Here is a 12,839-nt window from a genome sequence, read left to right as displayed (position 1 = left end):
CTTTACTTTATTAGAAGCGTTGAATTATTAGTATTTTTATTGTCATGACCCAAAATAACTTTGTAGCAGGTGTACCTTGGAGAAATGCAAGGGATTTAAAAACGCTGGTGGAGAACCGTACCACCTACACCCTTGAAAACTGTGAATTGAATATTTTTGAAACACATCAACAAGCCGATGATGTGAATTTGGTTTTTGGAGACTTGGTATTGACTACCATGTTGAAAGGCAAAAAAGTGATGCACTTATTCGATAAGCCGGGCTTCGATTACCTGCCTGGAGAATCTGTTATTGTTCCGCCTAATGAAGTTATGAAAATTGATTTTCCCGAGGCAAAGTTAGATAACCCTACTCAATGTATTGCTCTTTCAATTTCAAAGGAAATGATAGAGGCAACGTTCAATCTTTTAAATGAAAAGTTTCCTGATAAAATGATTTCCAAGGATTGGGGACTCGATTTAAGCTATTTTCATTTGATTAATACTAAGGATCTTTCCGAGATTATTAATCGTTTCATTCGAATTGGTGTGAAGGATGGATCCAAAGAAAAAGACTTGATCGCGACCTTGGCATTGAAAGAATTACTAATTCGATTGAGCCAGACTCAAGCCAGAGATATGATGGAAAAAACCTATAAGGAGCTTGCTACAGGAAATCGAATGGCTCATGTGGTAGACTATATTAAAAAGAATATCCGGGAAACCATTTCCCTGGATGAATTGGCCAAAGAAGCCTGCATGAGCAAAGCTCATTTTTTAAGAACCTTTAAACAAGATATGGGATTGACACCCATGGAATTTGTGCTACATGAAAGATTGAAACTAGCCAAACAATATCTCCAACTTGGTCAATTCCAAATTCAAGAGGTATGCTATATGGCAGGCTTTCGGAATATTACTTATTTCATTAGGGCGTTTAAGCAGGAATATGGACTAACGCCTAAAGTCTTTCAGTCTTCGGCAGGTTAAAATCAAGAGAAAATATTCAAAAAATTTTTGTTTGTTTTTGTGTGATTTAATTCATTTTTATTAAGTTTAAGGAATTATAAAAGTCATAAAAACAGATTAACAGGCATCTTTGCCAAACTTTATTTGGTTTTAGACGATTGACAATGGACCCACTGCGGGGGCTTTTTTTTAAAAGCCCCCTTTTTTTTTGAAGTGGTTAATTAACTAAAATGTAAAATCTGAAAAAACCGGTTAAAAAAATCGGTGTTTTTGCCTTGGAAAATGTAAAATCTGAAAAAACCGGTTTTTATTTTCTAAATCTTTCGAAATATCACAAATGACTCTTTTCTTTTGAAAAATGATTGAATTCTTCTTTAATATTTTGATTTTTCAAAATCGAATCAAAAAAGAGGGATTAATGAAAAATTAATTTCAAAGAGTTTTAAAGATTTTCTACATCTTTTTTGATCTGTGTCAAATGGTCGAGGGCTTTTTCTTTATGGGAAGAATCAAAAATTTTAGGTAGCCCTTGTTGATTAGAGAGGAAATGATGGAAATTGGATAAAAAAAACCTTCCTATAGTTAAGAAGGTCTTTTTGGTCTATAAACCATTTTCAACAACTTAAAAAAATCCATTTCTCTTTTTGATGGTTTTATAGAATCTCAATCAAAGGCTTTTGATCATCCTGACAGGAAAAAACCCATAATAATCCATAGAAATAGCATGAAATTTTTCATGACCTTGAAGTTTTATCTTCAGAAAGGTCTGTTAAAAATCCACGTAAATCAGTGATATGTATCACTTTAAATTAGAACCATTTCAATTCTTGCCTTACACTAGTATGAGCTGATTTATCCTGAGAGTACTGAAAGGAGCTCCATTTTTCTTCTGGAATAAGGGTACACCGTTTGAATTCGTTGAGAAAATAAATCCTGCATAGATAGGTAGTCGCTTGAAAGAATGTTGCCAATTAATAGCTCAAGCTTTTTAATATCTTTTTGAAACAATATGAATTCTTTTCTTTCTATAATTTCTGGAATAGCACCTACTGCAGAACCTATTGGGATGCAGCCACAAGACATGGCTTCTCCTAGTGAATTTGGAAACCCTTCTGAACCTGAAAGTTGTAGATAAAATTGATGTGTATTGTAAAGTTCTAATAGCTCAGAAGCTGTTTTTTTTCCTAATACGGATACGTTGGGATTTTTAGTTTGATAGCTTGAATCTCCCACTAAGGTGAACTTCCAGTCTGGATGATTTGTAGCCAACTCTTCAATTAGATCATAGCCTTTTACTTTTGCTCTGGAAGGGTTGGAGGTGCCAGTAGCTACAGTGATGAAAGAATAGGGGACTCTTTTTAATTGAGTATCCTTCCAAAAATCGGTGTCAAAACCATTTGGTATTACCTGGATCGGAGTGGTCAGGTTTGGGATTAAATTGATCAATCCTTGATTAGGGGAAATTGATGAGTCATACTGATAATGCTGTTTGACTAATGCTTGGGCGACAGGAAGAATTAATGTGCAGTTTTTAAAACTATAGATGGTGGCTTTCCGAAGCCATTTTTTTCTAAAGTTACCATAACCAATTTCAGGCATGTTGATGCAATCCATTCCTCCAGCCTGAATTGTGCATTTCTTTTTGAATACTTTCCCAAACCAAACAGGTAACACTGAATGGTATCCTCCGAAAAAACAAAGGTATTGGGTGGTATTGGGTAAGTACCATAGTAGTTGAAAAAACTGAAAGATAAAGAAAAATGGAAGGTGGGTTGGATTCTGGGTAAATTCCAACGCCTTGATTTTCATTTCTGGGCGGATCATCTCCAGATCACGATCTGTGAAGGCAGTACGTACAGGATAGGTATAGATGATCATAGATGGAATTGAAACAAAAATAAAAATAGGCCTTAAAATAGAAAAGGAGCAAAGAAAACCAGGGGTTTGTTTCTTTGCTCCTTACTAACTTCTTAGCAGAACTTATATGACTACATTGACAATTTTGCCAGGTACTACGATCATTTTCTTAGGAGATTTTCCATCCAGCCATTTTTGAACGATCTCGTCTGCCAACGCAGCTTTTTCTATTTCCTCTTTGGAAAGTGAAAGGTCTAAATTGATTTTAGCTCTCATTTTTCCATTGATCATCACGGGGTATTCAAAAGCACTTTCTTTTAAATAGCTTTCATCAAATGCCGGGAAGGAGGTTTCGGTGATAGAAGTAGTATGTCCTAATAAACTCCAAAGTTCCTCCGCTATATGCGGTGCATATGGGGATACCAAAATCGCCAATGGTTCTAGAATCTTGCGCTTATTGGATTTTAATCCACTCAATTCATTCACACAGATCATAAAACTAGAAACAGATGTGTTGAAGGAGAAATTAGTCATGTCTTCCTCCATCTTTTTAATGGCTTTATGTAGGGCTTTGTATTCTTCTTTACTTGGTTCTGCATCCGAAACTTGGAATTCTCCCTTATTATTATGGTAAAGGTTCCAAAGCTTTCTTAAGAATTTGAAAACTCCGTCGATTCCATTGGTGTTCCAAGGCTTGAATTGCTCCAAAGGACCTAAGAACATTTCATACAATCTTAAGGTGTCAGCTCCATATTTTTCAATGATATCATCTGGGTTGACCACATTGTATTTGGATTTAGACATTTTTTCTACTTCCGCTCCGCAGATATACTTTCCGTCCTCCAAAATGAATTCCGCATCAGCCAAGTCTGGCCTCCAAGCTTTGAATTTTTCAAGGTTCAATTGATCGTTGTAAACGATGTTGACATCGACATGAATATCTGATAATTTTATTTCAGATAGTGGTTCGAAATCAATTCCTGGGTTCAGTTCAATGAATTTTGTATTGACTAAATCAAGAATTTCATTTTTCTCAAAATCTGAAATTTCCCCATTTATAACTTTATCTCTTTTCCCTTTAGAGACAAAAACTTGAGGCCAATTGGGTTTTAGATTTTCATCATCTGTATGGATAATTAATTTAGGGAAGACTCTATATACAAAATTGGATCGTCCTTGGATCATTCCCTGGTTGATCATCTTTTGGAAAGGTTCATCGATGCTTACCACACCCAGATCATAAAGGAATTTGGTCCAGAACCTTGAATACAACAAGTGTCCTGTTGCATGCTCAGATCCACCAATGTATAAATCTACCGAACCCCAATAATCTGTTTTTGTTTGATCTGCAAACACGGAGTCATTTTGAGAATCCGTATATCTGAAGAAATACCAGCTTGATCCTGCCCATCCTGGCATCGTGCTTAATTCTAATGGATACTCTCCCTCAGAAGTTTTGTATGTCCAGTCTTTGGCTCGTCCTAAAGGTGGTTCTCCATCTTCAGTAGGTAGGTATTTGTCCACTTCCGGCAATACCAATGGAAGGTCTTTTTCATCTACCAAATATGGAAGTCCATCTTTGAAATAAACAGGAAGAGGCTCACCCCAATACCGTTGACGAGTAAAAATCGCATCACGCATTCTATATTGGATTTTCCCTTTTCCAATGCCTTTTTCTTCCAGAAACTCAATAGCCTTGGTCATGGCTTCCTTCATATACATGTTGGAAATGAACCCAGAATTAATAATGAATCCATTTTTGCCTGGGAAAGAGCCTTCTTCCATCGATCCTTCGATCACTTGTCTGATTTCCAGTCCGAAATGTTTGGCAAAATTGTAGTCTCTTTCGTCGTGAGCCGGTACTGCCATTACAGCGCCTGTACCATAACCAGCCAAAACATAATCAGCTACCCATATTTGGATTTCTTCTCCGTTGAATGGATTAATAGCATATGAACCAGTGAATGCTCCAGAAATCGTTTTTACATCACTCATTCGCTCTCTTTCTGAACGATTTTTAGCTACTTCAATATAAGCTTCTGCTGTTTCTCTTTGATCTTCTGTAATCAATGAAGCAGCCAAATCAGATTCAGGAGCCAAGGCTAAATAAGTAACACCATATATCGTGTCTACTCGAGTTGTAAACACTTTAATGGTTTCATCAGAATCTTTGACTTTAAAAATTACTTCAGCCCCAATGGATTTTCCAATCCAATTACGTTGCATTTCCTTTACTGGTTCGGACCAGTCAATTTTATCCAATCCTTTTAATAGTCTGTCTGCATAAGCAGTGATTCGCATAGACCACTGCATCATTTTCTTGCGTTCCACAGGATGTCCGCCTCTTTCTGAAAACCCGTCTTTTACCTCATCATTGGAAAGTACGGTTCCCAAAGCTGCACACCAGTTGACAGTAGTTTCAGCAAGAAAAGTCAATCTATATTTCAAAAGCATTTCCTGCTTTTCCTTTTCAGAAAAAGCATTCCAGTCATTTGCAGAAAATATTGGAGTCTCGTCGTCACAGACTGCCTTTACTTGACTGTTTCCTTCTACTTCAAATCTTTCGACTAAGGAATCAATGGGAAGTGCTTTGTCTGCATCTTGATCATAATAGCTATTAAATAGCTGCATGAAAATCCATTGAGTCCATTTATAATAGGAGGGATCAGAAGTTCTTACCTCTTTACTCCAGTCAAATGCAAAACCAATATTTTTAAGTTGCTCGGTATAGCGAGCGATATTTTGTTCTGTAGTTATTGCAGGGTGTTGGCCTGTTTGAATGGCATATTGTTCTGCTGGTAGCCCAAAGCTATCATAGCCCATTGGATGCAATACATTGAATCCCTTTAATTTTTTGAAACGTGAAACAATGTCCGAAGCAATATATCCCAGCGGGTGGCCCACATGAAGTCCAGCTCCAGATGGATAGGGGAACATGTCCAAGGAATAAAACTTTGGTTTGTCAGGATTTACTTTAGCCAGGAAAGTTTGGTTCTTTTCCCAGTATGCCTGCCATTTTTTCTCGATTTCCTTAAATGTGTATTCCGCCATGATTGAAATATTCGTGTTTTTTTAGCTAAACGCCTGCAAAAATAGGAAAATTGACTGGGTTTGGAATGAAAATCTGTAATTCCTCTTGTCTATAAATTATATCCACTGGTCATTTTTTTTAAATCAACTCGGTACTTTTTAGTATTTTCCAACTTAACCAAACCACCAATCCTATGAAAATTTCTACCCTATGGCGGTCAGCCCTTTCGGTTTGTGCTGCCTTATTGATCTCTCAATTTGCTTTTGGCCAGAAAAAGTATTCTGCCAAACAAAAAGAAGCATTAAAAGAGGAAGCTCTAAATCTAGTTCAGGCTGATGCTAAACTGAGTCAAGTCATGGTTGATAAGATTTTCAGTTTTGCGGAATTAGGGTTCCAGGAGATTGAATCCTCCAAGTACCTAACAGGTATCCTGGCAGAAAATGGTTTTGAAATCAAAATGGGAGTATCTGGTATTCCCACTGCTTGGTTTGCCACTTGGAGTAATGGTGAAGGTCCTGTCATTGCTTTGGGCTCAGATGTAGATGATATTCCAAAAGCCTCTCAATATCCAGGAGTAGCTTACCATAAGCCTATTGTAGAAGGAGCTCCAGGTCATGGAGAAGGGCATAATGCAGGGATACCTTTGAATATTACGGCGGCTTTGGCCGTGAAGAAAATCATGGAAAGAGAAAATATTGGAGGAACCTTGATCTTATGGCCAGGAATTGCGGAGGAGCTGGTAGCTTCTAAAGCCTGGTTTGTGAGAGATGGACTTTTTGATGATATCGATATCTGTATTTTCACCCATGTGGGAAATAATTTGGGAGTAAGCTATGGTCAGGCTTCTGGTACAGGCTTGATTTCTGTAGAATATACCTTTAGTGGAGAGGCAGCTCATGCGGCTGGAGCACCATGGAGAGGGAGAAGCGCCTTGGATGCTGCAGAATTGATGAATGTTGGCTGGAATTATAGAAGAGAGCATTTAGATCCCTTAAAAAGATCTCATTCCATTTTTACTGATGGAGGAGACCAACCTAATGTAGTTCCTTCAAAAGCATCTATTTGGTATTATTTCAGAGATGTGAAATACGATGGGATAATGGAAATGTATGAAGTTGCCAATAAAATGGCTGCAGGTGCAGCCTTGATGACTGATACTGAAATGACTTCCAAAATTTTAGGAACAGCCTGGCCTAGACACTTTAACAAGGTGATCGCAGAAAAAATGTATGCCAATATCTTGAAAGTTGGTTTACCTGAATGGTCTGAAGAAGATCAGACTTTGGCAAAAGCGGTGCAAAAGGAAGTGAACTCTACCAGAGTGGAGGGGCTTCCCACTAAATTGGATACGTTGGGCTTGCCCGTTACTACTCCTCGTTCTGGAGGCTCTGATGATATAGGAGATGTGTCTTGGGTGCTACCAACGGTTACCTTGAGATTTCCTTCAAATATCCCTGGACTTCCAGGTCACCATTGGGCAAATGCCATTGCAATGGCTACTCCAATTGCTCATAAAGGGGTGACTGCAGGCGCAAAAGCGGAAGCCATGACCATTTTGGATTTCTTGTTAAATCCTGAATTGGTGGATGAAGCTTGGGATTACTTTAAAAACGTGCAGACAAAAGAGGAGCAGTACAAGCCAATGATCTCTGACAGCGATGAGGCACCTATTTATCTTAATAAACAGATTATGGACTTATACCGTCCTATGTTGGAGAAATATTACTTTGATGAAACCAAGTATGATACGTATTTGGAACAATTGGGAGTGACCTACCCTACAGTGAAAAAGTAAACGTTTTAAGCTTTTATTATTAAGGTGGCAAGAATCGGTTTAATCCCCGGATTTTGCCACTTTGATGTTTTTAAGGACGATTGAATTTACTTTCCTATGGAATTAGTAGTTAGAGAAGGAAGCATCGAAGAGATTTTTCAGATTCATCAGGGGATTCCTGAATTTTATGAAAAGGTTGAGTTTGAATTTTATAAAGAGCGGCTCAAAGATAATATGTACTTAGCCTTGGTTGCGGAGCAAAACGGAGAGTTAGTAGGGTTTAAAGTAGGGTATCAAAGTCAGAAACCAGAAGTCTTGTATTCTTGGATAGGAGGAGTGAGGCCAGCATTCAGGAAAAGTGGTGTGGCGACTGCATTGGCAGATTATCAAGAGGAATGGGCTAAAAAGAATGGGTTCAAGAAAGTGTTTTTTAAAACTCGAAATAGATTTCCTGAAATGATCAAATTTGGTCTGGGTAGGAATTTTAAAATAGTAGAGGTGATTCGAAAGGACTCTGTTGAAAATTTTAGAATAGTCATGTTGAAAAAGTTATGAGAAGAGTGTCATACGCTAAGCTTTTGATATTCTTTCTATATTCCAATACAAAGACGTACCTTTGCACTTGATTTTCACCAGCGGTTCAATTGCCCGCTTCATCAAAAATTCATGAAGACAAAAGATTTAATTGCAAAAGGCGTTTCGCTTCCAGTGATGGAAGCATTTTATACCATTCAGGGCGAGGGGAGATTTACTGGACATCCTGCTTATTTTATCCGGCTTGGTGGCTGTGATGTGGGTTGCGTTTGGTGTGATGTAAAGGAGTCTTGGGAAGCGGGGAAATGGCCGGTTTTATCCATAGATGAAATAGTAGAAGAAGTAGAAAAGTATCCTGGTAAATTAGTTGTAATCACTGGTGGAGAACCATTGATGTACGATTTGGGTCCTTTAACTGCTTTGCTGAAGAAAAAAGGATTTTCAACTAATATTGAAACTTCAGGAGCGCACCCTTTCTCTGGAAATTTTGATTGGGTATGTTTTTCGCCAAAGAAGTTTAAAGCACCTCATCCTTCCATATATGATCATGCAGATGAATTGAAAGTAGTTATTTTTCATGCAAGTGATTTTGACTTTGCTGAAAATCACGCTCTTAAGGTGAAGGCTAGTTGTGAATTACGACTTCAGCCTGAATGGAGTAAAGCAGAAAAATTCACTCCTTTGATTATTAATTACTCGAAAAGTCATCCAAATTGGAAAATTTCGCTTCAAACTCATAAATTTATGGACATCCCATAGGTTTATGCACCGTTTTCTATTAGGAATAACCTTTTTCTTTGTTTTTAGCCTGAGCCAAGCTCAAACCTATTCCATAATAGATGGAAAGGCAATAAAATTGTATCAAGAAGGAGAAGAACTAACTCTTTCCCGACAATACGATTTGGCTATAGCAAAATACAAAGCGGCCATCAATAGAGAGGCTTCTTTTTTGGAAGCCTACATCAAAATGTCCCAGCTCTATATTACTCAAGGTAATTTAGATCAAGCGGAAGAAGTGGCAATAGCTGGAAAAAAAAGATTAGCAGGGAAAAATGCCACAACAAAGAATAAGGCGGATTTTGGATGGCTTTTTACTAATCTGTATATGGCTCAGGGAAGATTCCAGGAAGCCTATGAAACTTTTCAGGAAGCAGACCCCTTGTTCGATGAGTCTTTCAAAAAGAGCATCTACTATGTTCAGATGAAAACAAGCATGGATTTTCTAACTGCACAGTTGGATAAGTCAATGGAAATAGAAAAAGAAAAGCTGGAAGATCCGCTCAATAACTTTCAATTGCAGTATTTCCCAGTACTCACAGCCGATGGAGAACAAATCCTGTTTACAAAAAGAGATGGGACTGGGAATTTTGATAAAGAGGATATTTATACTTCTTATGCGGAACCGGATGGCGCTTGGACCAAACCTGTAAGTATCGCTCAAACGATTAACTCTCAATACAATGAAGGTACCTGCTCAGTTACTGCGGATGGGAATATTCTGATTTATACTTCCTGCGATGCTCCAGACTCTCAAGGTAGTTGTGATCTTTACATCGCTTATAAAGTCAACGGCAATTGGCAGCGACCAAAAAATATGGGGAAAGAGGTGAACTCAAGATCTTGGGATTCTCAGCCTTCTTTATCAGCAGATGGACGAATTTTGTTCTTTTCCTCCAATCGAAGAGGAGGATATGGAGGCAATGATATATGGTATAGTGTTCGTCAATCGGATGGATCTTGGGCTGAAGCAAAAAACCTGGGAAGTGTGGTGAACACTGCGAAGGATGAGATTTCTCCTTTTATGTTTTTTAATAATGAAATCTTGTTTTTCGCCTCAGATGGTCATCAAGGTTTTGGGGGGATGGATATATTTCTTTCCAGGGTGAAAAATGGTGAGTTTTCTGAACCGGAAAATCTTGGCTTACCGATTAACGATCATTTAGATCAAGTGGCCCTATTTATTACAGCTCAGAAAGATTATGCCTACTTCACAGAGCTTACATCCGGTGAAAATGGAAAAGATCGGTCTATTTTATATCGATTCAGGTTTCCTCAAGAAATCTACTTAGGGGAAAATTTAACGGTAACAGGAGGGAAAGTCTTTAATGAAAAGACCGGAGAGCCTATTGATGCAACCTTGTCATTAGTCTCTTTGACCAATGATAGTACGCTGTATGAATTTAAGTCAGATGGCAAGAATGGAGAATTTATGATGCTGTATCCCAATAAAGGAATTTCAGGCTTATATGTGGAGAAAAAGGGATTTTTGCCAAAGATTTATAATGTAGAGCGTGATAAGCTTCAAAATGTCAAGGATTTGAATGTGGAGCTTGTTCCGGTGGCTTCAGGAGAAGAGTTTGTTTTTGAAAACATATTCTTTGACTTTGATAAATATGAACTGAAGCCTCAGTCTATGTCCTCCTTGAAAAGGCTTGTGAAATTTCTAGAAGAAAATCCTAATGTCAATATTTTAATTACTGGTCATACAGATAACGTAGGTTCTCCTGGTTATAATCTGCAATTGAGCCTTCAAAGAGCCAAAAGTGTACAACAATACCTCGTAGGAGCGGGAATGCATCCTGGGAGAGTGATGGTGGAAGGAAAAGGAGATAAAGAGCCTGTTGTTCCGAATACGACAGCAGAAAATCAAGCTTTAAACAGGAGGATTACTATTAAAGTGCTATAAGTACTGGTTATCATTATTTTGCCAAAAAAGCTTCTCCAATACTTAAAAGACTTAGATTTTTTTTCTCCCTCTTATTATCAATGGTTTTTCTGATAGTTTTAATTTTTGTAAGCTGTCTTAAATAAAATTTAATTATAGCTAGATTAATTTTAATTTATTGAAAAGGTTGGCTTTTGAAATTTCAATATAAAACCTTAAGGACTATGTTTTTTTATTAATAAGTTTAATAGGTAGGAGGTGATCTATTTCTATTCAAGCCAGATTCATCCTCCTTTTTGATTGGTAAATTCTTCTGAATTCCATTATTTTCTTTCTTTTAGCTACCTTTGCGTCCTATTTAAGAAAGCTATGATTTACGTTTGCCGAAAAGAACACTTTAATGCTGCCCACAAGCTGTGGAATCCAAAGTGGACTGATGAGAAAAATGTGGAGGTTTTTGGACCTTGTGCCAATGTGAATTGGCATGGTCACAACTTTGAGTTAATTGTGATGGTGAAAGGATTGCCTGATCCTGACACCGGATTTGTAGTGGATTTAAAAAAATTAAGTACCATCATTAGGAAGCTAGTGATTGAAAAAGTAGACCATAAGAATCTTAACGTAGACGTGGATTTTATGGAGGGGAAGTTGGCTAGTTGTGAAAATCTAGTGATGGAGTTCTGGAAGATTCTAGAGCCTGCAGTGAAAGAAATCACCAATAAAGGAGGCTTGCATAAATTGACTTTGTACGAAACTCCACGGAATTTTGTGGAGTATTATGGAGATTGAATTCGATCGAAATAAAAATTAAATGGAAAAGTAGGTTTAGAAAACCTACTTTTCTTTTTTTAGATAAAATTTAGAGAAAGCTGAAATGCCCGGGAAATCATTGAAATTGTATATCATCTCAGGAGAGCGATCAGGAGATATGCATGCATCCAATTTGGTGTTGGCTCTTAAACACAAAAAACCAAGTATTGAAGTAAGAGGCATGGGAGGGAAGTTTTCCAAAGAAGCCGGAGTGGAATTGGCAGTAGATTATGCTGAAGTAGCGCTAATGGGTTTCTTGGAGGTGGTCCTGGGTTTTAGAAAAGTACTTAAGTACCTCAACTTGGTGAAAAAAGATATCCTTCAATATCGTCCTGATGGAATTATTTTGGTGGATTATGGTGGCTTTAATATGAAGATTGCGGAATTCGCGAAAGGACATGGTATTCCTGTTCATTATTATATCCCTCCTAAAGTCTGGGCCTGGAACCAAAAAAGAGCTTTTAAACTGAGAAAGTTTACGGATCATGTGTATTCAATATTACCTTTTGAACCAGCTTTTTTTAAAACCTATGAGATGGATGTCAACTATGTAGGAAACCCTTTATTTGACGAAATCAAAAAGTTTACCCCCCACGATTTTTTCTTTCAAAAGAATGAAATTAACTATCAGCCTATCATCGCATTGCTTCCGGGGAGTAGAACTCAGGAAGTTAAAGCCATGTTGGATAAAATGATTGCCTTATCTTCCTCATTTCCTCAAGCTCAATTTGTAATCGCAGCTGTGGATACTTTGGATGAATCAGTTTATGCACCTGCTATTCGGGCTGGGTTGAAGGTTGTCTATAATCAAACCTATGATTTACTTTCTCATGCTGTCGCGGCAGTTGTGACTTCAGGGACTGCCACTTTGGAAACAGCCTTATTTAGAGTTCCCCAAATCGTAGTATATGAAACCAGTCCAGTGACCTATTTCTTTGCAAAACGCCTAGTGAAAATTGATTTTATCTCCTTAGTGAATTTGATTGCAGAAAAGGAGGTGGTCAAAGAATTGATACAAGATGATTTTTCAATTGAAAATTTGAAGAAGGAACTCAATTTAATCTTGTCGAATCCAGTTTATAAAGGTCAGGTACTGCAAGGATATAATTTGATTAAAGAGCGTTTAGGAGAGACTAGTGCGTCTGAAAATACTGCGGATTTGATTTTGAATACACTTAATTAACTCCTGTAAAGGAATTTGGAGGGTATGTTGTATTTTTA

9 protein-coding genes are annotated in these 12,839 nt (G+C 37.5%); 7 read left to right on the top strand and 2 right to left on the bottom strand.

What is annotated here, in order from left to right:
* Window positions 1-44: 44 nt before the first annotated feature.
* The gene (locus JYB62_RS17430; RefSeq protein ID WP_205646689.1) at window positions 45-968 is read left to right on the top strand and encodes an AraC family transcriptional regulator; all 924 of its coding nucleotides are present in this window, start codon (window positions 45-47) and stop codon (window positions 966-968) included.
* 831 nt (window positions 969-1,799) lie between these two features.
* Here JYB62_RS17430 and JYB62_RS17425 read toward each other — a convergent pair.
* Complete coding sequence (locus JYB62_RS17425) at window positions 1,800-2,825, bottom strand: glycosyltransferase family 4 protein (protein WP_205646688.1); 1,026 nt, start codon at window positions 2,823-2,825, stop codon at window positions 1,800-1,802.
* Between the two features lie 102 nt (window positions 2,826-2,927).
* Window positions 2,928-5,855, bottom strand: a complete 2,928-nt coding sequence (locus JYB62_RS17420; protein WP_205646687.1) for a leucine--tRNA ligase — start codon at window positions 5,853-5,855, stop codon at window positions 2,928-2,930.
* A gap of 173 nt (window positions 5,856-6,028) precedes the next feature.
* On the opposite strand from JYB62_RS17420, the gene JYB62_RS17415 reads away from it, so the two are divergent.
* From JYB62_RS17415 to lpxB, 6 genes are all read left to right on the top strand, one after another.
* Window positions 6,029-7,630, top strand: coding sequence for an amidohydrolase (locus tag JYB62_RS17415; RefSeq protein ID WP_205646686.1), 1,602 nt, complete (start codon window positions 6,029-6,031; stop codon window positions 7,628-7,630).
* A 96-nt stretch (window positions 7,631-7,726) separates the two neighbouring features.
* Window positions 7,727-8,164, top strand: coding sequence for a GNAT family N-acetyltransferase (locus JYB62_RS17410; RefSeq protein ID WP_205646685.1), 438 nt, complete (start codon window positions 7,727-7,729; stop codon window positions 8,162-8,164).
* A gap of 111 nt (window positions 8,165-8,275) precedes the next feature.
* Complete coding sequence (locus JYB62_RS17405) at window positions 8,276-8,902, top strand: 7-carboxy-7-deazaguanine synthase QueE (protein WP_205646684.1); 627 nt, start codon at window positions 8,276-8,278, stop codon at window positions 8,900-8,902.
* A 4-nt stretch (window positions 8,903-8,906) separates the two neighbouring features.
* Window positions 8,907-10,829, top strand: a complete 1,923-nt coding sequence (locus JYB62_RS17400) for an OmpA family protein (protein ID WP_205646683.1) — start codon at window positions 8,907-8,909, stop codon at window positions 10,827-10,829.
* Between the two features lie 348 nt (window positions 10,830-11,177).
* Window positions 11,178-11,597, top strand: coding sequence for a 6-pyruvoyl trahydropterin synthase family protein (locus JYB62_RS17395; protein WP_205646682.1), 420 nt, complete (start codon window positions 11,178-11,180; stop codon window positions 11,595-11,597).
* Between the two features lie 85 nt (window positions 11,598-11,682).
* A complete protein-coding gene (gene lpxB / locus JYB62_RS17390) occupies window positions 11,683-12,801 on the top strand; it encodes a lipid-A-disaccharide synthase (RefSeq protein ID WP_243431623.1) in 1,119 nt (372 codons plus the stop codon).
* Window positions 12,802-12,839 lie beyond the last annotated feature (38 nt).

This window comes from Algoriphagus lutimaris (assembly GCF_017051705.1).
GTDB lineage: Bacteria > Bacteroidota > Bacteroidia > Cytophagales > Cyclobacteriaceae > Algoriphagus > Algoriphagus lutimaris.
Note: the sequence above shows the minus strand (reverse complement) of the source record. Positions and strands in the feature narration are given on the sequence as shown.

Coding starts and splice junctions, on each gene's coding strand:
- JYB62_RS17430 (WP_205646689.1), top strand. CDS start 45: ATGACCCAAAATAACTTTGTAGCAGGTGTACCTTGGAGAAATGCAAGG.
- JYB62_RS17425 (WP_205646688.1), bottom strand. CDS start 2,825: ATGATCATCTATACCTATCCTGTACGTACTGCCTTCACAGATCGTGAT.
- JYB62_RS17420 (WP_205646687.1), bottom strand. CDS start 5,855: ATGGCGGAATACACATTTAAGGAAATCGAGAAAAAATGGCAGGCATAC.
- JYB62_RS17415 (WP_205646686.1), top strand. CDS start 6,029: ATGAAAATTTCTACCCTATGGCGGTCAGCCCTTTCGGTTTGTGCTGCC.
- JYB62_RS17410 (WP_205646685.1), top strand. CDS start 7,727: ATGGAATTAGTAGTTAGAGAAGGAAGCATCGAAGAGATTTTTCAGATT.
- JYB62_RS17405 (WP_205646684.1), top strand. CDS start 8,276: ATGAAGACAAAAGATTTAATTGCAAAAGGCGTTTCGCTTCCAGTGATG.
- JYB62_RS17400 (WP_205646683.1), top strand. CDS start 8,907: ATGCACCGTTTTCTATTAGGAATAACCTTTTTCTTTGTTTTTAGCCTG.
- JYB62_RS17395 (WP_205646682.1), top strand. CDS start 11,178: ATGATTTACGTTTGCCGAAAAGAACACTTTAATGCTGCCCACAAGCTG.
- lpxB (WP_243431623.1), top strand. CDS start 11,683: ATGCCCGGGAAATCATTGAAATTGTATATCATCTCAGGAGAGCGATCA.